Here is a 23,249-nt window from a genome sequence, read left to right on the forward strand (position 1 = left end):
TTAAGTGCCAGGCACCCAAACAATTTCACTTACTTAAAGTAATTGATGTTCAAGTTGTTCGATTTCTTGTAATGTATCTGCATACCAAATACCAATAAATCGCGATGCTACTTTATTTTCAAAATAATCCCCATCATAAAAGGATAGTGGCACTAGAACACCTTGTTTAATACATTGCTCGATCGTTTGAAAAAATGATGCATTCTCCTCTACACCTTTTGATGCGTAGGAAGCAAATTTATTAACCGGTTTGCCTAACGCTTCATGAAACATAAGCATAGATGTCGAGCCGTTTTGACGGAAATTTAAATCAATCGCTTGCACATCTCCTGCTTCTGTTACGATTAAATCAAATCCCGCAACACCCACAAAGCCTTCTGCTACACCACGCTCCATTATATGGCGTCCTACTTCAATCACTTTTTCTGGTACTTTCTCTACAATAACATTTCCTTCATAAATGCCATTGTCATCTGTCATTTGTTTAGAAGCACCCAAATATTGTATACCAAGCGCTTCTGAATAGACGAACTGGCAACTATAATTATCCTTTGCTTGCAATAACTCTTCAATAATAATACTTTCTGTCCCATTCATTCGGAATTGACGTAAACCTTCTGTGAGCTCATCCTGATTCTGGCAAATAATAACACCGTATCCACCAGAAGTGGGCGAATCATCTCCAGGCTTGAGTACAACAGGTGGCTTCCAATTTTTCATTGCATCCGATAATTTATACAGCTCAATGTTTAATCGGCTTGGCACGTATTTACTGTCAATTAAATGATCAATGTAAGCTTTCGTATTAAGCTCATTAAATTTCGCTGCATCCATCCAATAACAATTTCGATTCATATCTTCTGCGTCATGTAAATACTGACAAACAATCGTTTTTCCTTCCGCACACCATGCATCCAATTGTGCTAAATATTCTTCTTGCGTTTCATACGTATACGGTTGCTCTATCCAAGCTAAACCAGCTACTTCGTGTAGCTTTTTAGCTTTTGCTGTTTGTGTTGCACGGTGCACTAAAACAGGAATATCTGCAATAGCTACTTCCCTTGAGGTTAATGCATCTAGTTTATGACAATCATCCATCATCCATGGATTATCGCTATATGGTGTACGAGGTGTATAAACAGCATTGTCACCATATATTTGTCGCAATGTTAATTTTGGCTTCAACATACTAGTCCCCCACTTTTCAAAAATAGATTTTAAATAATCTACCCTTGAATAACTAAAACCACACTTTTTTTGACAAAAACTAGATTATTAGACTACTAATCATCCATTTTTTTACTGATTTTCAATAAGTAAGAGGAAGAGTTAATGTATTTTGAAGTTACTCCATTTCTAACAATATTTCTAAGTGTGCCTTTACTTTTGGCCATTCTTGTAATGTAATACTATACATCACTGTGTGCCGCGTTGAGCCATCTTTACGAATCATATGATTGCGTAGAACCCCCTCTTTTGTAGCTCCTATACGTTCGATTGCCTTTTGTGAACGTAAATTGTCATGATCTGTTTTAATTTGAACTCGTTGTAGACCAAGTACTTCAAAACAATAGGTAAGTAATAAATATTTACAATTCGTATTGACCGCAGTACGCCAAAATGAAGGAGTAAGCCAAGTAGTCCCTATTTCTAACCGTTGATGCTTGCTATCTATATCCATAAAACGAGTTGAGCCGATAATTTGTCCTGATAACTTATCCACAATGACAAATGGATACTCCTTCATGAGGCTTTTGTTAGACAATGCATTTTCCACAAAGTTATGCACATCACTTTCATCCTCAATCGTTGTGGACATATACGACCAAATCTCTGGATAACTGCCTGCAGCCAATAGCGCTGGACTATCCCCTCTCACTAAAGGTCTTAATAATACAACGTTATTTTCTACCATGTTAAATTTCATTGTCCTTCACTCCTTTTTTCATTATTAAACAGGATTTTTGATATGATGAATATAACCAATTTTCAAAATTCCAACCATACCAAGGAGCTGTGAAATGAAATGGAACTAGCTATCTCCTTTATCGGAAATAAGCCTAAATATGCACAGATTTATGAAAACATTAAACATGCTATTCTTTCGAAAAAGCTTCTAGCCCATGAACAATTGCCTTCCAAACGAATGCTTGCAACAACATTACATGTTAGCGTTCATACAATAAAAGAAGCCTATGAGCAACTGCTTGCAGAAGGTTATATTTATAGTAAAGAACGCTCAGGCTACTACATTGCGCAATTGGAGTTTGAATGGCTCCAACCATTACAAACAGAAAAATCCGCTTCATTGCCTATGACCGAACAATCAGTAACCTATGATTTTAGTAATGGTCATGTGGATAAAGATACGTTCCCCTTCTCCATTTTCCATAAGTTAATGAAACAGCATTTTACTATTAACAGTTTATCAACAAGCCCATGGCAGGGAGAAGCAGCTTTACGACAGGAAATTGCCAAGTATGTTGGACGCTCCAGAGGTATTCATTGCGATCCATCGCAAGTATTTGTCTATAGTGGTACACAAAGCCAACTGCAAGCATTATGTCATTACTTTGGTCCACAAACGCATGTTGGCTTAGAGGAACCTGGGTTTAAACGTGTGAGGGCTACGCTACAGCAATGTGGTTTACCCATCTATCCGATTACTGTGGATAACTTAGGCGTAACGGTACCCCAAAAGGCTATTCACATGTTATACACAACGCCAGCTCATCAGTTTCCACTGGGGATGGTTATGTCGGCTGAACGACGTGTAGCACTATTACAATGGGCGAACTTAAACGAGGCATTTATTATAGAGGATGATTATGATGGAGAATTTCGTTATAAAGGGCTTCCGATTCCCTCCCTAGCAAATATGGATCAACTACAGCGGGTCATTTATTTTGGGACATTTTCAAAAACATTACTGCCGTCTCTCCGGATTAGTTATGTGATCTTGCCTCAATCACTCATTGCATCATTTTCTAGTTTTTATCAGGAACAAAAGTCCGTTGTGTCAAAAGTAGACCAGCTTGTACTAGCTGATTTTCTTGGACAAGGGCTATTTGACAAACATTTAGCTAAAATGCGTACGATTTATCGAAAAAAACAGCAAACGCTACTAGCAGCTATTGCTAATCATTTCTCCAATGAATTTAAAGTTATAGGCGAACACGCTGGTCTACATATTATTGTGAAACTACCAAAAAAATTATCGGAACAAGATGCTCTTCATCTTGCTCATACAGTAGGCGTTAATGTTTATCCTTGTTCGACTTCATTTCAATCCCCTCCTGAACATGCGATGATAATTATTGGCTATGGAGGATTGTCACTAGAACAAATTGAAGAAGGTATTTCCTTACTTGCTTCTGTATGGCATGCCTATTAATCATTATTCATTAATGTTTATGCATGTACTTGAAACTTTTTAAACTAAATAACGTATTCTAACTAAATGCATTCATAAGGGGAGTAGATAAATGGAGAATCGAGAGCAATTAATCAACTATTTACAAGAAATTGAAGCGTGGGAGAAAGACCAAAAAGGACTATGGTTTTGGGAGAGATTAGGGCGCATTCCATTTAAAATTTTAGATAAGATGACCCCTGCCTTTATTCAACAAAAACTAGCTTTACTTGTCGATGAGCTAGGAAGTTATATTCAATCTGGTGGAAAATATTTAATTAATGAACAAATGATGATTCAAAAAATCCGTAATCAGTCTTCGAATCCTAATATATTTGCAATCTCTGATATCGGGAATATTCCTTTAGAGGAGATGATTGCTCTTAGTGACAAGCTTCAAAAAGAACGCGTGAAATTAGCAACAGTACAAGGTGCTTCGACTGGTTTTGGTGGTATTTTCACATTGGCGATTGATATTCCTTTTATATTAGGAATGGCTTTAAAAACATTGCAAGAAATAGCCATTATTCATGGCTACGATCCGAATGATAAAATGGAACGTATTTTCATTGTGAAATGTCTACAATTTACGTCAGCGGATATTGTGGGTAAAGAAGCTATTTTAGAAGAGCTGTCCTCCATGCACGACAACAAAAACGCATCAGAAACGATGATTTCACAGCTTCAAGGTTGGCAGGAAGTATTTTTCACGTACCGCGATCAAATGGGCTGGAAAAAGCTCTTCCAAATGGTACCGATTGCAGGCATGATTTTCGGAGCATACGCTAATAAAGGCATGATGCAGGATGTTGCGGAGACAGGCATCATGCTATATCGAAAAAGAAGAATATACGAAAAACTAAATTAGTGCCAGTCACTCAAACAATTCTCACACAATTTAGCAAGAGCCAGGGAAAGGCTCTTGCGGTGCCAGTCACTCAAACAATTCTTACACAATTTTAATTAGGATTTTTCCTTGATGTTGACGGCTCTCCATAAAGGTATGTGCCTTTTCCATATCCTCTAAAGCAAACTCTGCTGCTATAGGCACTTGAAAACTTTCATTCTGTAATAATGAAAATATTTCTGGAGCTACTTGTTGCAATAATTCCGGCTTTAAAGCACGCGTCGTTCCTAAGCTAAAGCCTTTTACATTGCGGCAACTACTATGTAAGTCAGCTGTTTTTATTTGACCCACCTGACCACTACTGTTACCAAATTGCACAAGAGTACCATATGGAGCTAAGCAACGGAAACTTTCTTCGGTAATGGCTCCTGCAATCGAATCAAAGACAACATCGACACCAAGACCATCCGTATAGTCATTCACTTTGGCACTAAAGTTTTCATATGTCAGAACATGATGTGCACCTAGCTCATAGGCAATGGCAGCTTTTTCTTTAGTGCTAACAGTACCTATTATTTTCTTCACTCCACGCCTTTTTGCCATTTGAATAAGCATCGTTCCGACTCCACCTGATGCAGCATGAATTAAAATACTATCGTCTGTACCTAGTTGTGTAATTTGATGTGTTAACATATAAGATAAAAATAAAACAGTCGGTATAGCAGCTACCTTTTTAAGAGGTACGTCATTTGGAATGCGAAACACTAGCTGTTCATTTGCGACGACATATTGCGCATATGCACCATTTTTTGGGAAAGCAATCACTTGGTCTCCCTTTTGAAAACCACTGCTATCATCAAAAACCTCTTCTATAACACCCGCAACATCTAATCCAAGGATCATTGGAAAATTCGCTTTCGCTTTATTGCCCGTTCTATTTTTGATATCCGCAAAATTAACACTTGTATAGGACGCCCGTATTAGCACTTCCCCTTTGGAAATCGCTGGTTTTGGACAATCCACAAAAGTTAATACGGAGGGTGGTCCAAAAGCATTTATTGTAATAGCCTTCATCATTTTCCTCCTTCCTGTTATTATAAAATTATAACTAACTTTACATAAAAGAGTTATAATTTTTCAAACCGATAGGAGGAATGATGATGATGAAACCTAGAAAAGATACTTACAATGGCATTGACTGCAATTTCTTTGATATGAATAGTGACAAAATTTGTTTTATGTTCTCTGGTACAGGCTACAACTATGACAAACCCCTACTACATTACGCTACTTCTTTGATGCTTGATCTTGGTTATGATGTTGTTCAAGTATGTTATACATTTGAGCAACAGTTGTTCCACAAGCCGCCAAACGTTATATCTGAAAAAGTTTTTAACAGTGTCGATTCTATTGTGACCTATTATTTACAAACAAAAGCTTACAAAGAAGTTGTTTACATTGGAAAATCGCTAGGAACCCTGCCAATTATTGATTTTTATATGCAACAGGAGACCGTTTTACCTTCCCGCTATATACTGTTTACACCACTGCTATCCTTGGAACATACTATGCAAAACTTAATCAATCGACATTCCTTTTTAGCTATAGGAACAGCTGACCCTCATTTCTCAGTGGAAAGACTTAACCAACTAACTTCTCATCAGCTTACTATTGTAGAAACTGCAAACCATTCACTTGAAATAGCAAACAATACACTAGAGTCGATTAATACCTGTCACACAATATTAACAGCGCTCAAAGCTTACCTTCAAAAATAATGAATTTCCATACAATAAAGAAGCGTAAAATAATATTTCGTAAGACTTTTTACAATCTAACCGTTGGAAAATGTGATTGTCTCTCCGATATTAAATGTTTTACTCTTCTTCAATCCACCTATTCTCAATGTTACAATGATTTTTCCCTTATTTAATAATTCTTTTATATTCTTATTTTCTATTTTCGTATGGTTAATAATGATTTCTTCTTTATATACTATTTCATTCTTTGCTGGATCTTTAAATTGATAAACGGAACCTTTTCAATAGATGTCTTCCCCTAATAATTCACGAAATGAATAGGGATGTCTATTTTTATATCATCAATTTTATTAGAATACTTTATGTTTAGAGTAAAGTTTAGTTTTCTATAGATGTGTTTCTGAGTATTCTCTATATCAAATTTACTTAGATTCTTTTCTCTAATTTTAATTATTTCAGTATTAATATTTATGATTGGATTAAAGCGAGAATATGTAAAAATACTAAACCCAACTGCTAAGAAAATGAACAACAAAACAACTATAATCCGAATTCTCCTCACTTTATCACCTCCTAAGTCATTTCAAATTTCCTCTTTACGCAATATAATTCCGCAATTTAATATTCGAATCCTCTAAACATCCAAGAAGAGTCTTCGCTATATCAATAGCAAATCATTCATAAAGAAGAATCCAACAAAAAATGACCTGTAAATGCTAGACGTTACAGGTCATTTATTAAAAATTATTGTTAAAACTAATTTACCAAGCACGGAAATGAAATATGCGTTGTAGAAAGCAAAGTTGCTCACGGTATAAGGATTTCTTATACAACTTTAATTTTTTCAATTTACTAAAATCAGAAAATTTTATATTATAAGACTATGCAAACAACTTACATAGGAGATGATATTGTGTTAAAAAAGTTTATTTTTTTATTTACACTACTATTATCTTTATCTACTGCTTTTGCAATTGATTCAAAAGCCGCGGAAGTAGTTGATTTAGCAGAAGTAGTTGATTTAGCAGAAGTAGTTGATTTAGCAGAAGTAGTTGATTTAGCAGAAGTAGTTGATTCAGCAGAAGTAGTTGATTCAGCAGAAGTAGTTGATTCGGCAGAAATTTCACCTTTTTTTATTAATGATTTCCGATATAGAAAGACAAACGTTAGGACATACTTTGAATGGTCGGACTTTAAGAGAGTATCTGATAATCTAACGACAGGCGCTGCAGGCGGTTCTATTACATCATCTAACACCGTCTCTTTTCAGACAGAAGTGTCTGGAATAATAGATGGATTAGGTTATTCAAGATCAAAATCTATCACTAGCTCAATAGGATATACATTGCACGCTAATCCTAACACAACTGTTTATATGGGATATAGAGCATATTATAAAGTCGAAACGGGTACTAGGGAGCTTTATGATATAGTAACCGGAAAAGTATTAAGACGTAATACCTATACTATAAAGATTCCACAATATGGTGATTATAAATTAATAACAACTTAGCAATTAAAACAAGACTAGCTACTGGCTAGTCTTGTTTTAATTGCGAATAAAGGAAATATCCTAATTTAGAAAGTGAATATAATAAAAAAATAATCAATAAATTTCTAGATATTACATATCCATCAATCGCTAAATTATATCCTTTCGGTACTAAAATTTCACTGTTTAATAAAATATATATTGTAGATAAAATAGGAATTATTATACATAAAACGCCTAATAGTTTATACTTATTATCCATAATTTACTTCACCTACTTAACTTTTTGTTACCAATCTAATACTAATTAATCCCTCATCTTTTTGTCTCTCTAGAAACCCCCTTAGTAAACCACCATTTGAAATAAATCGTTTATAAAGACTATCGATATCTTTTACAGGATATTTGGAAACCTCAAAATAACGGTAGTATCTTTTCATGTACTACTTCTTGCAAAAGTGTAGACTAGAGCTAGTCACTTTAATTTTACACAAAAACTTTTTACATATCAAAATCTAATTAAAGCCTTGTCGAGTTATGTCTAAAGACTATTTTACATCTACTATTTGTTTTCGCTCTCCTCTTTCATTTCTTAATATTGGAATATAGATATTAAGTTTTGAAAATTTCTATAAAAAAACCCTTACAACTGTAAATAGTTGTAAGGGAAACGCTATGCTTAGTATGCTAAGCCGAATAATGCTTTAATGTGTGTGAGATAGCGAATGTTAGACGCTTCTTTCATAAGTGTTGCAGGTAGACCTTTAAGTTGTGTGTTGCTAGCACCAATAGTCGCAACTGCATCTTTACGTCCTAAGCTTGCAAGTGTACCAGAGTTAACTGCAGAGAATGTTTTCATCTCTTGGTTTTTGTATTGTGCAAATAAATTGTATCCTGCACATTCACCCATTTGCCAAGCAACTTGTGCAGTTGGCGCATAAAGTGGACGTCCGCCGTCAGCTGGTAATGCCACAGAAGCATCTCCGATTACAAATACATCTTCGTGTGATGTAGATTGTAGGAATTCGTTGATTGTTGCTTTGCCACGGTCAGCAGCAAGGCCTGATTCAGCAACGATTGGAAGTGCAGCTACACCACCAGTCCAGATGAATGTATTGGCAACGATTGACTCACGGTCTTTAAGTGAAATAACGTTACCATCAACACCCGTTACTGGAGTACCTGTGATAAATTCTACACCGCGTTTTGTTAAGCTTTCCGTTGCACGTTCAATTAGTACATCTGGAAGTACTGGTAAGATTTTAGGACCAGCTTCAACTAGCTTAATTTTAAGATCTGCAAAGTTTACACCGTGTTGTGCTGCGATTTTTGGGAAGTTGTCCACGATTTCACCAACAAGCTCAACACCTGTTAAACCGCCACCGCCAATAACGATTGTTGCATCTGCTTCATCTTTAGATTGTGCATATGCTTTAATACGATCTTCAATGTGTCGGTTAATTTTGTTTGCATCGTTAACAGATTTAAGTACCATTGAATTTTCTTCTAATCCTGGGATACCGAAGAAACCAGTTTGGCTACCTAAAGAAACAACTAATGTATCGTAAGATAAAGTGTAACCAGTATCTAGGTCAACCTTTTTAGTATCTACATTAAATTTCGTTACTTTAGCGATTTGTAAATCAATATCTAAACCTTTAAAGATTTTTTTAAGCGGTAGCGCTACTGCACCTTCTGCAATAGTACCACCAGCTAAACGGTGAAGTTCAGTGATGATTTGGTGCGTTGGGAATTGGTTTACTACTGTGATTTTAGCTTCATCAGCTGATAAATACTTACGCGCTGTTAATGCAGTTAATACACCTGCGTAACCAGCACCTAAGATGACGATTTCTTTTGACATGATTAATTAATCCTCCGTCCTTACGAATTGAATATATCTCGAACTTTATTTTGATTTACGTTCAGCGTTAACTTGTAAAAATGCATTAACAAAACGGAAAACATTTTGAACTTGTGGGTCTTTTAACATTTTCACAAGACCAAATAAACCGATGACTTCTTGGCTTTCAGAAGCGCGATCTTTTGCTTCAATAGCTGTAGCTGCAAGTTGTTTAGCCGATCCTACTACTGGTCCAGCCATTTCTGTTACAGCACCAACAGTATCACTTTTTAACACTTCGTCGGTTGCAACTGCTTGCGCAAACTCATATGATTTAGTTAATAACGTCATCATTTCAGTTAGCTTTGGTAATTGTTCAACTAAAGTTGTTAGAGATTCTTGCACCTCAGGCTTTAATAGTTGGTCTAGTACATCTAATTGTTCTTGACTCACAGTTAATTGTTCAGACTGTGCTTGGTTATTCGTTTCTGACATTTTGAACTCTCCTTTGCCGTCACTAATACTATTTTTTATATTGCCTCCATGTAAAAAAGACCATTAAGCGATCTTCTTAACAGTCGTTACAGCGGATATCTTACATTCACCAGTCACAAGGGCTGGAAAGCGAATTTCATGATTTGTTACATATTTTCCATTTTGCACAAAGCGCATCACAATTCCATCCTTATCTTATCTTGGTGACATTACATCATCCATTATAAGACTGTTTGCGCATTATTTCAATCAACTATGGCACAATCTTTGAAAAATAGTTTAATGGTAAACTATTTTTAGCAGTCTGTACTCTTTTTCTGTTCTTTTTGGAAGAAAAATCAATGTTAACCATGCGATAAAACAACTCAAACGCCATAAATTATGTTATTAGCTACAATTTTTCTCACTTTTCGATGGATAACCAAAAGAAAGCAATAATTTCTTTTGACGCCAAAGATACTGTGTCAAAAAGCCTTTTTCCTTCACCATCTTTAAAGTAGCCCACTGACATTAGCGCCATAAACGTATGGGCAAAAAATTCTGCATTCCCTTTGCGAATTGTCCCTTTTTCCATTTCACTTTGCATCGCTCGCTCAATCGTTTTATACATCTCATTTTCAGAAGCATGTACTTCTTTCAATTGCGTTTGTGATAGATTGATGGTCGCCTCTCGCATAAAGTTCTTCATATCAATATCAACAGTTGCTGATAAATGGACTTCAATCAGTTGCTCTAATCGATCTCTAAATGGAATCGGTTGCTCTAAAATTCGTTCAATATGATGTCTAATTCTATGCATCATTTCAACTAAGGCCGATGTATATAAATCCCCTTTAGTTGGGTAGTAGTAATAGATAGTGGCTTTTGTAACATTACAGGCTTTGGCAACATCATCCATGGACACGTTTTTGTAGCCATCCTTAATAAACAGCATGGTCGCTGTTTCTAAGACAATATCTTTTGTAGGTTTAGCCTTGTCATCATGGCGAGGTCTTCCTAGAACACGCGGTGATTGTTTCAACAAGATCGCCTCCTTATAATGTGTAGTACTAAACATATTATAACATATCAATACTTCTGTATTGATTAATTAACCTTCTAGTATATATAATTAGTGTACATTACATGAAACGGAGGTTTTCTAATGAAAAAACATCCACTTGAGCAATGGGGCTCAATGGTAGCCAGTAAAAAAGGGCGTTTTCTTGCACTTGGATGCTGGGTATTACTTGTTCTCGTCCTTTCGTTTGCTTGGCCGCAAATTAATAGCATCGAAAGTGAAACGGGTAAAAACTTGCCTGACACCGAGATGTCCGAGCAAGCAGCAGCCATTATTGCTGAAGAATTCCCAAATGATGCAGGTACACCTTTATTACTCGTTTGGCATAGAGAAAGCGGCCTAACACCAGCTGATTTTGGAGCTATCCAAAAGGTTTATGCAGAACTAAATAGCAACCCTTTAGAGCATCAAACATTAGTTCCACCATACGATAAAATGCCACCACAGGCTTTATCAGCATCTGCATCTGACAACGGTTCTACAATTGTCACACCTGTTTTCTTTGAAAAAGATGTTGCCACTGATGTTTTACAAGAAAGTCTAGATACATTATCAAAAACAATGGATTCAAACAATGTTCAACTGGATCAAGATTTATCAAGCGACGCACTACATGTTCGCTATTCTGGACCAGTCGGTATTGCAACGGATGCTGTTAGCTTATTTTCACAAGCTGATGTAAAACTAATGATTGCAACCGTACTGCTTGTATTAGTGTTATTAATTTTAATTTATCGTTCGCCATTACTTGCCATTATTCCTTTAATTGTTGTAGGGCTTGCCTATGGTGTTATTAGTCCAACACTCGGTTTCTTTGCAGAGCAAGGATGGATTGACAAAGATTCACAAGCTGTATCCATCATGACGGTTCTATTATTTGGTGCTGGTACGGACTATTGCTTATTTTTAATTTCAAAATACCGTGAAATTTTACTTGATGTTGAAGATAAAGCGACAGCGATGAAGCTCGCTGTAAAAGAGTCGGGTGGCGCTATTATGATGAGTGCGCTTACCGTTGTTATTGGTTTAGCTACACTTAGTCTTGCCCATTATGGCTCATTCCAACGCTTCGCAGTGCCATTTAGCTTTGGCGTATTGGTAATGGGCATTGCTGCGCTAGTTGTTTTACCAGCAATTCTTGTGATTATAGGGCGAGTAGCCTTTTTCCCATTCACGCCACGTACAGAAGAAATGGCAAAAGCAAAGGGCAAAAAACAGCACAAACCTTCTCATAAAGTGAGTCATAAAATTGGACATTTTGTAACGCATAAGCCATGGATTGTTATTGCAGTCACTGTCTTGCTCCTTGGTGGCTTAGCGGCCTTTGTACCACGCATTCAATATACTTTCGACTTATTATCTTCTTTCCCAGAAGATATGCCATCACGTGAAGGCTTTACTTTAATAGAAGAGAATTTTTCACCTGGCGAGCTGGCACCTGTTCAGCTAGTAATTGATACGCAAGGCTCGGATGTTAATTTACAACAACAGCTTACAAAAATTCCATATATCGATAACGTGTCTGATGTACAAATTGGTACGAAAAATAATTCGATACAATTGTATGAATTATCATTGAATGCCAATCCGTATGCACAAGAGTCTTTAGAGCATATTCCGGAATTGAAAGCTGAAGTTGTTAAACTTCTTAAAGATTCTGGTATAAAAGATGCTGACTCACACGTATGGCTTGGCGGGGAAACAGCAAGCCAATATGATACAAAGCAAATTACCGAGCGCGATGAATCTGTTATCATGCCGACAATGATTGCTTTAATCGCATTATTATTATTTGTATATTTACGTTCAGTAACAGCAACTGTTTATCTGCTTGCTACAGTTATTATTTCTTACTTTGGTGCGCTTGGTGCGGGCTGGCTTATTTTGCACCATGTCATGGGTGCAGAGGCAATTTCAGGCTCTATTCCGCTATATGCCTTTGTATTTTTAGTTGCACTTGGCGAGGATTATAATATTTTCATGATTTCTGAGATTTGGAAGAAACGAAAAACGAAGGACCATTTAACAGCGGTAGAAGAAGGCGTTGTGCATACAGGTAGTGTTATAACATCCGCAGGACTCATTTTAGCAGGTACGTTCGCGGTGCTTGCTACATTACCAATTCAAGTCCTTGTACAGTTCGGTGTTGTAACAGCAATCGGTATATTACTGGATACGTTTATTGTACGACCTTTACTTGTACCTGCCATTACAACGGTGCTCGGCAAATATGCATTCTGGCCAGGAGCGCTCTTTAAAAAAGGTCATTAAATGGTGACAGGCACTCAAACAATTTAGCATTTAAAATCCCACCGACAGTTTGATCGGTGGGATTTCTTTGTCTATCTTAATTTGTTGGTTTTTTTAAATCCATCGTAGCTGCTGCACTTTCAACTTTTACACGTTTTAAGAAGAACGCTAGTATTAGTGCTAGTACCGTCACAAAAGTAGCGATTAAGAAAGAATGTGTAATGCCGTCTAGTAAAGCTGTTTGCATAATTTGCTCTTTCATTTGTTGCATTTGCTCCGCTGTTGGTGCAACACCAGATTGAGCTGCATGTGCTTTAGCCTCTGCAATTAAATCTTCTGCTGTTGATTTTGTACGGTTATTCATAAATGTAACTAATACCGCACTACCAATAGCTCCAGCTACTTGTTGCAAAGTATTATTAATAGCTGTACCATGTGGATTCATCATCTGTGGTAATTGGTTTAAACCATTTGTCATAATTGGCATCATAACCATCGACATACCAAACATCCGAATTGTATACATCGATACGATAAATGTATAACTAGAATCCATCGCTAATTTCGTTAAGCCGAAAGTAGCCATTGTTGTTATTGTTAGACCGATTATCGCTAATATACGTGGTCCAAATTTATCGAAAAGTTTACCAGTAATCGGAGACATAATCCCCATTGCAAGGGCACCAGGAAGCATCATTAAACCTGCTTCGAATGGTTCAATCCCACGAATTGATTGTACATACGCAGGGGTTAAAATCATCCCCGAGAACATCGCCATTGAAACGATTACGGAAATTGCAGAGCTTAATGCAAACATAGGATATTTGTAAATACGTAATTCTAATAAAGGCTGATCCATACGTAGTTGTTTAAAGATGAAGATAATTAAAGCAGCAAACCCCACTATAATCGTACCGTATACCCAAGGACTCGACCATCCTTTGTCACCTGCCGTACTGAAACCGTATAAAATTCCACCAAACGCTACTGTTGATAATAATACAGAAGGAACATCTAAGTGTACTTCACGTGTTTCCATTACATTGTCTAATTTCCAAATACCAAATAGTAGACTAATAATGGCAAATGGTATAATCATTTGGAACAACATACGCCAATCATGATGTTCAACGATATAACCAGATAATGTCGGACCTATTGCTGGTGCAGCGATCATAACTAAACCGAAAATACCCATTGCCGCTCCACGTTTTTCTTTTGGGAAGCTAGTTAGCATGACGTTCATTAATAATGGTGACATACTAGCAGCCCCTGCCGCTTGCACCATACGCCCTGCCAGTAACATGCCAAAGTTTGGAGCAAAGCCAGCCATAATTGTACCTATCGTAAAGATAGACATTGCCGTAATAAATAAATGTCTATTTTTAAAGCGCGTCACAAAGAATGCTGATGCAGGTACTAAAATACCGCTGACCAGCATATATCCAGTTGCAAGCCATTGTACCTTTGCATACGTAATACCAAAATCTTTCATGATTGTTGGCAACGCAACATTTAACAATGTGTTGTTAAGAAAAGCAACAAAAGCACCCACGAACAAAATAGCAATCATGCCATAAGGGGGCTTTTTCATTGTTAAGTCATTATTCATTTATATCCCTCTATTCTCTCTTGTTGTTTACGATAAAACTTATTTTATACTCGCAGTCTACTTTTTTCAAGAATTAAGATTAATAAATTTCAAAACGTTGATATAACAGCGTTTACATTGTAGAATACTAGTATAATAACTTTAAAAAGGTGAGGTCATGAATAAAAGAAAAAGACAAATAATTACTGCAGCTCGGGAACTTTTTATAGAAAAAGGATTTTTAGATACGTCCATTAACGATATTATTAGTGCAGCCAAAGTTTCAAAGGGCACTTTTTATAATCATTTTGTTTCTAAAAATGAATGTTTAATTGCCATTTTAGATGAGGGGCGTGAGGAGGCTAGTAATCGTCGACACGAGCTTCTTTATGGAAAGGATCCCACTGATTTAGAAATATTAACACAGCAAGTGGCAGTGTTAATGCATGTCAATCGCGAGCATAACCTCGTACAAATTTTCGAATCGATTTTCCATTCACGGGATAGTGAACTTAAAAAAATCCTTTTGAATTATCACTTACAAGAATTAGAATGGCTTGCCAATCGACTTGTCCAAGTTTTTGGTGAAGAAATTAGACCGATGAGCTATGAATGTGCCGTACAAACATTGGGGATGGTGAACCTTTCCTTACGTGCAGTCCTAATAGCGGACTACAAATATATAAACCGCGAAGCCATTGTACGAGTAGCATTACGCAATATAAGTGTCATTATACCAACTATGCTTGAATCCAATGAAGTCCTTATAAGTGCTGAAATGTTTAACGCAATACAAAACGTAATTAATTATCAACAAGTAAGTAAAGATGTCGTCATTGACCAATTAGCAGGCTTTACTAAGGGACTGTCAGAGGATGACACGCTTGAAGGTTTTGAATATGCAACATTTCTTTTAGAGGAATTGCAGCAACAAAAACCAAAACTCTTTATTATTGAATCCTTGCTCACCCCTTTCAGAAAAGCATTCGTTGGAACGGAACATGCTGCTGAAGCACGTGATATTGCCAATAGTCTATGGCGCTATGTAAAAATGCAACAACCATCAGAGCAATGTAAAAAGTAATCAAAAACCCCCGATTAGCAATGCTAATCGGGGGCTTTAGTGGTGCCAGTCACCCAAACAATTTTAACGATTTACTTTACGGTCTTTCGGGCCTACCCAGAAGCCAATTATAATACTTAAAGCAACCACTAGAAACGGTGCATAAAAAATAATAAATTGATTCACTGTAAAACCTCCTATACGTGATGATTCCGTTTACCACAAGCATAATCACGATCAAATACAAACCATTTCATCACTAAATAAAGTGAAGGTATGAGTAAAACAAGACCACCAATAAAGGCAATGACCAATGCTATCGCCATCGATTCATTTGTAAAACTATCATGAACCGATAAATATGGGTACAACAAGTAAGGATAATGAGAAATGCCATAGCCGAAAAAGGCGAAGCCAAACTGTACGACCAATAATATAACGGCTAGCCCATATTTTTTCTTAACGCCTAAAAGGATTAGAGTCATGATAAAAAGAACACCTGACATGGCGAATAGCCACCATAAATTCAGCATATTTTCATAGTGTGCAGGATTGTGCCCCTTTAATTCCACCATAATCCCGATAACACTTGCAACAAGTGGAATTGACCAGCCAAGTGCATATTTTCTCATTAAATCGGAAGCGTGTTCATCGTTCGCTCTTTTACCGTACCAAGTTAAAAATACTGCTGAAATATACAGAACCGCTACAACACTTAACAACACGATTGACCAAGTTAAAGGACTAGTAAAAAGTTTCGCAATTTCCAAATGAGGCTGATCCTTTACCATTGTTACGAACCCACCCTCGGAAATCGTCAATACAATGGAAAGGGATGCTGGGATAAATAAACCAGTGACACCGTACATTAGCTTATAGCCAATGTGTCCACTTTTTGCACTATAAGATTCAAATGCATAATAACTGCCCCGAATTGCAATTAAAATTAGAGAAATACTTACGGGTACTAGCAAAATTGTGCCATAATAGTAAGCTGATTGCGGAAAGAAACCAACAATACCTACAAAGAAAAAAACTAAGAAAACATTTGTAATTTCCCACACTGGTGATAAATAGCGTTTTATCACTTGTGATAAAATATGATCTTTCCCAATCATTACACTATAGGCATTAAAAAAGCCTGCCCCAAAGTCAATAGATGCAACGATGACATAACCAAAGAGAAATAACCATAGTACAGAAATGCCCAAAACTTCTAAGCTCATGGTTCTTCACAACCTTCAACTAATTTATGTTCTGCAAGTTCACGTTCAATTGGATTGTCACGGAACATCCGAATAAGCGCTATGATACTACCAATTGCTAAAACGATATATAAGCCCGCAAATAGAATTAACATCGTATCTACTTGCCCACTCGTAGTCGCACCTTCCGATGTTTTCATGTACCCTCTTAAAATCCATGGTTGTCGCCCTACTTCTGCTAACCACCAGCCCGCTTCTATTGCAATAAGTGCAAGTGGACCACCTGCAACAATTACTCTTTTAAATAGTTTAGACGAAACAAATTGCCAATTTCGCCATTTACCCAGAACATAAACAGCTGCCACTACAATTAATAACGTGCCAATCATCACCATTACATCGAATAAATAGTGAATATAGAGTGGTGGTTGTTCATCTTTCGGAAATTGATCAAGCCCCGTCACTTCTGCAAACGGATTATTATGCGCTAATACACTTAAAGCATAAGGTATTTTAATAGCGTATTTTATGTCTTCTCCATCCAATACACCAAATAAAACAAGGGAAGCGTCTTCTTCCGTTTCAAAATGCCATTCTGCTGCTGCTAATTTTTCAGGTTGATATTCCGCTAAATATTTGCCTGAAAAGTCTCCTACTACAAGTGCTGCCAGTGAAAAGACTAACCCTAATTTCATTAGTAAATACAGCGCTTTTTTATGATATACGTGCGCAGACCCTCGTAGCATGCGATAGGCAGCAATGGAAGCTAATAAAAAAGCTGCCGTCATATAAGATGTTACTAAAACGTGCGCTACCTTTGTCGGCATTGCCGGATTAAACATGGCTAGTACGGGCTGAATATTGATTAGCTCCCCATCCACAATATCAAATCCTTGTGGTGCATTCATAAAGGCATTCACGATTGTAATAAATACTGCTGACATAGAAGCACCAATGGCTACTGGTACTAATAATAGTAAATGTCTCTTCGGATTTTTGAAGCGATCCCATGTATACAAATACAACCCTAAAAAAATGGCTTCAACGAAAAACGCGAACGTTTCCATAAATAGTGGTAGAGCAATAATTTGACCAGCTAATTCCATAAAGTTTGGCCATAATAAAGAAAGTTGCAAGCCAATTGCAGTTCCTGTCACAACGCCAATTGCTACTGTAATAACAAATCCACGTGCCCAACGTCGAGCGAGTAATAAATAATGCTCATCATTATTTTTAATCCCAACCCATTGAGCGATCATAATCATCAGCGGTATACCAACACCAATTGTTGCATAAATAATATGGAAAGATAATGTTAATTCGGTTAAGGCACGGCTCCAAAATACAGCTGAATCATTCATATTTATACATCTCCTAGCTACTAAATATTCTCCCGACAAATGACATCAACATTATCCCAGCTATTACAAAACTAATAATGATTAACTTTTTTTCTTGGGATTTATATGCAATACGATTTTGTTGTTTATTTACCACACGAATCAACCCATTGATTCCTCATAAAATTGCATCTCCTTTTTCTTCTATGCAACCAGTATAAGCAACCCAACTTTTTAGAAATATAGGGGTTTTCCACTATAAAAAAACGACATTGACAACTTTGTGAATAGCATGACACTTTCTATTTACATAAAAAAAGATCACTCCAAAAACGAGTAATCTTCTTCATTCATATTTTGTTTGTGGCATTAACTAATGAACAGTCCCACCCCAAATAATTAAAAAACCGCTAAGAAGCATGAGCCTCTAGCGGTTTTTTAATGGTTAGCTTGTATGATTAAACATTGTTAGCATAAGGGCAATTTTTCAAGAAATTTTAATTCAAAGATAGTACCATTATTATCTGAATGAACGCATATTGTTCCATTATGCAAATCAATCAGTTGTTTCGTAATGGCTAAGCCAAGACCTGTGCCCGTTGCATCATCTGTTGTATTTGTACCACGATAATAGCGTTCAAAAAGATTGTCTAATTCATCTTGTGGAATACCTGGACCTTGGTCTGTAATCGTTAGCTTAATGCCTTTGTCTATATTTTGAGCCTCTACAAGAACCTTCGTACCTTCTGGTGTGTATTTTTTAGCATTGGTAATTAAATTATCTAAGATGCGCTTTAATAAAAGCTCATCTGCTTCAAGCATTACGTCCCCATATACTTTGATTGATACTTGCTCATCTGCAAATTGGGGTAACCATGTGGCAAGTGCTAATGATACTTTCTCGAGCTGGATTGCTTTATTCTTTAATTGATAAGAATACGTTAAATCTTGTATAAGTAAATCCATATAGTTGGCTTTTTCACGCATTGTATTCGCAAATATTCGCATCTCTTCTTTCGTCCATTCATACTCTTCGGAAGCAAGCATTGTAGAATACCCATAAATCGAGCTTAATGGTGTCTTTAAATCATGCGACAAACCCGTTATCCATTCCTCTCGTAATTGCTCGGATTGCTGAATTTGTCTTTCGTTGGAAGCAAGACGTTCAGATAAATGATTAAGCGATTCATCAACAGGTTGGAATAACTTAAATTTCCTTTTCAATTTACCTGTCTTTTGATGATGGATTTTATTATCACTTACTTCCCTATAATCGAACTGCGTTAGTCGTTCAATACGAGAGATTACATATACAAGGGGCCGTACAAATTGACGTGAAATGCTCATGGATAACAAAATAATTCCTACCAACAAAATACTATGCCCGCCAAAAAATATAGACACAAATAAAATCATTGCTTTATTAAAAGGCTCTTCAAATGGCTTATAGGAGGGGTTTGGCATACGTACTATTAGCGTTGAACCATCTTCTAATGACGTACTTTGCCTAAGCTCGGCCTGCTCAAAAATATCATATTTTTCATCTAGCAACTGCGGCTTATGCAATTTCTTATAATGCTCCCCGATTACCTTTACACGATTCCAACGCTCATTATAAATTTCAATCGCAATCTGATTAGCTTGTAAGCGTTCGAGTAGCTCCGAAGGGAATTCTTTCTTTTCACGAATCACCTGCAAGACCTCATTGAACATAGGCTGCAAAGGCGATGTAGGTAAAAACAACAAATAGTATTTGGGTATTTCCCACGTATGCATGCCTGGACGTTTAAGCGCCATAATTTCACGGTCCGTCATGCTACACAGCTCACAACTATCCCCTGTATAATCGACAATTTCCATGGCATTGTTCAATAAATATAACTGCCCTACATTTTCCTCTGCGCGTTTTTCTAAGAAATCGGCTATTTTTACGGATTTACCATTTTTCACAATTGCATTATCTTCGATTTCAAAAGAACTCATCGTATGGATGTTATCACCGACTCGTTCATTTATAAAAAGTCCAAAAACCACTAAACTAATAATGAAGCCCAAAATGATAAGTAAATAAAATATGATAAAGTAGGATACAAAACGCAGTGATAATTTCCCTGCCGGCTTCATACTTGATCATCTCCAACTAATTTATAGCCAATCCCTCTCACCGTAATAATGCAAGTTGGTTTACCAGGATTCCTTTCTATTTTTTCACGTAACTTGCGAATATGAACCATTACCGTATTATCGTCAAATAAAAAATCGCCCCACACACGTTCATAAATTTGTTCTTTCGATAATACTTGCCCCTCGTTTTCACATAAATACTTCAATAAGTAAAATAAACGACCGCTAATCAATTCCTTTTTTCCGTCTACAGTTATTTCTGCTGCATCTATATCAAAAGTAAAACGGCTACATGTGTAAACGTGACTTCCAGATACATTCTTTTGCTTCATATATCGAGTAAATTGGACTTTTACCCTTGCTACTAGCTCAAGCGGATTAAACGGTTTCGTAATATAATCGTCTGCGCCATTCATAAACCCTCGAAGTTTATCTGCATCACTGCTCTTGGCTGTTAAAAAAAATAGCGGTGCATCACTTTGCTTTCGAATAACTTCCGCCAAATCAAGCCCACTACCGTCTGGTAGCATAATATCTAATAAGTAAAAATCAAAAACATTTTGCTCGATCGCTTTTTTCCCATCTTCTATCGTCGTGCATAACGTAATGTTTACAAAACCTTCTTTTCTTAAAATAATTTCAATCATTTCCGCAATGGCACGTTCATCCTCTAACACAAATATCGCCGCTTCTTGCACCTTGTCACCTACTTTTAAGATTACTTTAAGGTAGTCGTTAATTCACGATAAGCTTTCCCAACTACACTATATATAAGTTAACCAATAAAGGAGTTAAAAGGCAATGACAGCACATCGTGTACGCTTCATCGATGCAATGCGTGGATTTAGTTTATTTGGTATTTTAATGGCCAACTTGCTCATTTTTCAGTATGGAATGTATGGCAAAGAAAAGTTAAGTGATCTTTCCTTTCTTGATACAGGGGCTTTATATTTTGTAAAAATATTTATCGAAGGCTCATTTATGCCGATTTTCACTATATTGTTCGGCTATTCCCTTATTAAAATGATACAGTCCGTTCGCAATAAAAAAGGCAAAAGTCGCTGGTCTATTTTACGTAGAGCGATAGGATTAATCGTTTTAGGCGGACTTCATGCAACATTTTTATGGGAAGGTGACATTTTACTGTTTTATGGATTTATTACATTATTTTTAATTCCATTTATAAATCGCAAACCAAAAACATTAGTTATTTGGGCTAGCGTATTGTTTGTATTAACAACCGCTTTAACTTATGGTTCAGATGAAATATCAGCAAAAGATGACAAAGAAATGGCCGTATATATTGATAAAGCAAATACTACCTATGCAAATGGCAGCTATCAAGAAATTTTCGACTTTCGATTAAACGTCATGCCTCCTGACATAGATGACCCAGTTATGATTTATATAATGATTTTATTTGCACCATTATTTTTTGCACCATTATTTCTTTTAGGTATGGGGCTAGCGAAAAATCATGCATTTGAAAATATGCAAGATGAAAAGAAATGGTATATCCTCGGCTCATTATTTGTTCCAATAGGCATCACTTGTAAAAGCATTAGTTTTATCGATAGCCCATTTTCTTCTATGTTGCTCGTAGGTGGCTCAATGGTGTTAGCAGTTGGTTATATTTGTTTGGCCGCTCTACTATTTCATTTCCGACCTATTCAACGTCTGTCTATCGCTTTTGAAAGTGTGGGGAAATTATCGCTTACCAATTATTTATTACAAACGGTGATTTGTACGACCGTGTTTTACGGTTATGGACTAGGTTTATTTGGCAAATTGGGCGTTTTTGGCGGCGTTATTTTGGGAATTGCAGTATATAGTTTGCAATGCATTTTAAGCATTGTTTATTTAAAGAAATTTAAACGAGGCCCATTTGAAGCGTTGTTACGTATGTGGACAAATTGGTCTTGGACTGGACGCATTAAACAGAAAGGGAGTATGTCCTATGAATAGTGAAACGAAAGAAGATTTCTCAGACACTTGGTGGTTTCTTGGCATTTGTGCAACAGCAACTGTAGTCTTAACAATTTTTGCATTTTAAGCGTCATTATTTTCTTGGGAACTACCGTAAAATAAATAAATATATGGCATCACACCTGCTAGATTTGTCATTCGTGTTCATACGTCCCCTGCTGTATACTTGATACATACAAACAGCTTAGGGGGCGTTTTAGTGCTTCAGCGAATAATTATTACAGGCTATAAACCACATGAGCTTGGCATTTTCAATGATAAACATCCTGGTATCTCCATTATCAAAAAAGCTTTAGAAAATCGCTTGAGAAATCTTTTAGATGAAGGTTTAGAATGGGTCATTATCAGCGGACAACAAGGTGTTGAAACATGGAGCGTAGAGGTTGTCTTAACATTAAAAGAGGAATTTCCTGACTTAAAATATGCAGTTATCACACCATTTTTAGAGCAAGAAAAAAATTGGCAAGAAATGAAACAAGAAAAATATTTGTCACTAGTAGCACAGGCAGACTTTGTAACAAGTGTCACGAAAAAGCCGTATGAGGCTCCTTGGCAGTTTACAGAGAAGGACAAGTTTATTATTCAAAATTCGGACGGTTTGTTACTTGTTTATGATGAAGAAAACGAAGGCTCTCCGAAGTATATCAAGCACTTGGCAGAAAAATATATGGAAACCCACGACTATACGCTTCTAACCATTAATTCCTATGATCTTCAAGTAATCGCAGAGGAAATGCAACAGCAAGATTGGTAGATTACCCTATCCCTCCCCTACAAGTTA

21 protein-coding genes are annotated in these 23,249 nt (G+C 36.5%); 8 read left to right on the plus strand and 13 right to left on the minus strand.

The features are described 5' to 3' along the window. Positions 1–33 precede the first annotated feature (33 nt). Complete coding sequence (gene ldmS / locus LS41612_RS21515; RefSeq protein ID WP_029747049.1) at positions 34–1,188, minus strand: L-aspartate--L-methionine ligase LdmS; 1,155 nt, start codon at positions 1,186–1,188, stop codon at positions 34–36. Positions 1,189–1,345: 157 nt separating this feature from the next. Next, positions 1,346–1,927: a GNAT family N-acetyltransferase gene (locus LS41612_RS21520; RefSeq protein ID WP_024360869.1), complete on the minus strand. Its 582-nt coding sequence runs from the start codon at positions 1,925–1,927 to the stop codon at positions 1,346–1,348. A gap of 99 nt (positions 1,928–2,026) precedes the next feature. Between LS41612_RS21520 and pdxR the strand changes: the two genes are divergently transcribed. Both pdxR and LS41612_RS21530 read left to right on the plus strand, forming a co-directional pair. Then, the gene (pdxR, locus tag LS41612_RS21525; protein ID WP_024360868.1) at positions 2,027–3,394 is read left to right on the plus strand and encodes a MocR-like pyridoxine biosynthesis transcription factor PdxR; all 1,368 of its coding nucleotides are present in this window, start codon (positions 2,027–2,029) and stop codon (positions 3,392–3,394) included. Positions 3,395–3,485: 91 nt separating this feature from the next. After that, entirely contained in the window at positions 3,486–4,280 is a 795-nt protein-coding gene (locus LS41612_RS21530) for an EcsC family protein (protein ID WP_029747048.1), read from the plus strand. Between the two features lie 81 nt (positions 4,281–4,361). Here the strand turns inward: LS41612_RS21530 and LS41612_RS21535 are convergent, their stop codons facing one another. Then, entirely contained in the window at positions 4,362–5,336 is a 975-nt protein-coding gene (locus tag LS41612_RS21535; protein WP_231785432.1) for a quinone oxidoreductase family protein, read from the minus strand. 77 nt (positions 5,337–5,413) lie between these two features. On the opposite strand from LS41612_RS21535, the gene LS41612_RS21540 reads away from it, so the two are divergent. Both LS41612_RS21540 and LS41612_RS21550 read left to right on the plus strand, forming a co-directional pair. Beyond that, on the plus strand, positions 5,414–6,037 hold the full coding sequence (locus LS41612_RS21540; RefSeq protein WP_231785431.1) for a hypothetical protein: 624 nt from the start codon (positions 5,414–5,416) through the stop codon (positions 6,035–6,037). 895 nt (positions 6,038–6,932) lie between these two features. Beyond that, the gene (locus LS41612_RS21550) at positions 6,933–7,532 is read left to right on the plus strand and encodes a hypothetical protein (RefSeq protein ID WP_024360864.1); all 600 of its coding nucleotides are present in this window, start codon (positions 6,933–6,935) and stop codon (positions 7,530–7,532) included. Between the two features lie 25 nt (positions 7,533–7,557). Here the strand turns inward: LS41612_RS21550 and LS41612_RS21555 are convergent, their stop codons facing one another. The 4 genes from LS41612_RS21555 to LS41612_RS21570 form a co-directional block, all read right to left on the minus strand. Further along, the gene (locus LS41612_RS21555) at positions 7,558–7,773 is read right to left on the minus strand and encodes a hypothetical protein (RefSeq protein WP_024360863.1); all 216 of its coding nucleotides are present in this window, start codon (positions 7,771–7,773) and stop codon (positions 7,558–7,560) included. 417 nt (positions 7,774–8,190) lie between these two features. Beyond that, the gene (locus LS41612_RS21560) at positions 8,191–9,375 is read right to left on the minus strand and encodes an NAD(P)/FAD-dependent oxidoreductase (protein ID WP_024360862.1); all 1,185 of its coding nucleotides are present in this window, start codon (positions 9,373–9,375) and stop codon (positions 8,191–8,193) included. A gap of 45 nt (positions 9,376–9,420) precedes the next feature. Beyond that, positions 9,421–9,849 (minus strand): helical membrane plugin domain-containing protein, encoded by a 429-nt coding sequence (locus tag LS41612_RS21565; protein ID WP_024360861.1) that lies wholly within the window; start codon positions 9,847–9,849, stop codon positions 9,421–9,423. A 403-nt stretch (positions 9,850–10,252) separates the two neighbouring features. Continuing rightward, complete coding sequence (locus LS41612_RS21570) at positions 10,253–10,870, minus strand: TetR/AcrR family transcriptional regulator (RefSeq protein ID WP_036204619.1); 618 nt, start codon at positions 10,868–10,870, stop codon at positions 10,253–10,255. 123 nt (positions 10,871–10,993) lie between these two features. On the opposite strand from LS41612_RS21570, the gene LS41612_RS21575 reads away from it, so the two are divergent. After that, positions 10,994–13,180 (plus strand): MMPL family transporter, encoded by a 2,187-nt coding sequence (locus LS41612_RS21575; RefSeq protein ID WP_024360859.1) that lies wholly within the window; start codon positions 10,994–10,996, stop codon positions 13,178–13,180. A 76-nt stretch (positions 13,181–13,256) separates the two neighbouring features. Here LS41612_RS21575 and LS41612_RS21580 read toward each other — a convergent pair whose 3' ends face one another. Further along, positions 13,257–14,771 carry a DHA2 family efflux MFS transporter permease subunit gene (locus LS41612_RS21580; protein ID WP_024360858.1) on the minus strand — a complete coding sequence of 505 codons (1,515 nt, stop codon included), beginning with the start codon at positions 14,769–14,771 and terminating at the stop codon, positions 13,257–13,259. Between the two features lie 157 nt (positions 14,772–14,928). Between LS41612_RS21580 and LS41612_RS21585 the strand changes: the two genes are divergently transcribed. Next, complete coding sequence (locus tag LS41612_RS21585; protein WP_024360857.1) at positions 14,929–15,834, plus strand: TetR/AcrR family transcriptional regulator; 906 nt, start codon at positions 14,929–14,931, stop codon at positions 15,832–15,834. 63 nt (positions 15,835–15,897) lie between these two features. Here LS41612_RS21585 and cydS read toward each other — a convergent pair whose 3' ends face one another. The 5 genes from cydS to LS41612_RS21605 all read right to left on the minus strand — a co-directional run bounded on the left by cydS (position 15,898) and on the right by LS41612_RS21605 (position 21,180). Continuing rightward, on the minus strand, positions 15,898–15,999 hold the full coding sequence (gene cydS, locus LS41612_RS23955; RefSeq protein WP_371830855.1) for a cytochrome bd oxidase small subunit CydS family protein: 102 nt from the start codon (positions 15,997–15,999) through the stop codon (positions 15,898–15,900). A gap of 11 nt (positions 16,000–16,010) precedes the next feature. After that, a complete protein-coding gene (locus tag LS41612_RS21590) occupies positions 16,011–17,039 on the minus strand; it encodes a cytochrome d ubiquinol oxidase subunit II (protein ID WP_024360856.1) in 1,029 nt (342 codons plus the stop codon). Then, positions 17,036–18,379, minus strand: coding sequence for a cytochrome ubiquinol oxidase subunit I (locus tag LS41612_RS21595; protein ID WP_024360855.1), 1,344 nt, complete (start codon positions 18,377–18,379; stop codon positions 17,036–17,038). The genes LS41612_RS21590 and LS41612_RS21595 overlap by 4 nt, the downstream gene beginning before the upstream one ends. 447 nt (positions 18,380–18,826) lie before the next feature. Beyond that, on the minus strand, positions 18,827–20,482 hold the full coding sequence (locus tag LS41612_RS21600; protein ID WP_024360854.1) for a sensor histidine kinase: 1,656 nt from the start codon (positions 20,480–20,482) through the stop codon (positions 18,827–18,829). Next, on the minus strand, positions 20,479–21,180 hold the full coding sequence (locus tag LS41612_RS21605; RefSeq protein WP_024360853.1) for a response regulator transcription factor: 702 nt from the start codon (positions 21,178–21,180) through the stop codon (positions 20,479–20,481). The genes LS41612_RS21600 and LS41612_RS21605 overlap by 4 nt, the downstream gene beginning before the upstream one ends. 103 nt (positions 21,181–21,283) lie before the next feature. Between LS41612_RS21605 and LS41612_RS21610 the strand changes: the two genes are divergently transcribed. Both LS41612_RS21610 and LS41612_RS21615 read left to right on the plus strand, forming a co-directional pair. After that, the gene (locus LS41612_RS21610) at positions 21,284–22,447 is read left to right on the plus strand and encodes a DUF418 domain-containing protein (RefSeq protein WP_024360852.1); all 1,164 of its coding nucleotides are present in this window, start codon (positions 21,284–21,286) and stop codon (positions 22,445–22,447) included. A gap of 220 nt (positions 22,448–22,667) precedes the next feature. Beyond that, complete coding sequence (locus LS41612_RS21615; RefSeq protein WP_024360851.1) at positions 22,668–23,222, plus strand: SLOG family protein; 555 nt, start codon at positions 22,668–22,670, stop codon at positions 23,220–23,222. Positions 23,223–23,249: the final 27 nt, after the last annotated feature.

This window comes from Lysinibacillus sphaericus (genome assembly GCF_002982115.1).
GTDB classification, from domain to species: Bacteria; Bacillota; Bacilli; order Bacillales_A; family Planococcaceae; genus Lysinibacillus; species Lysinibacillus sphaericus.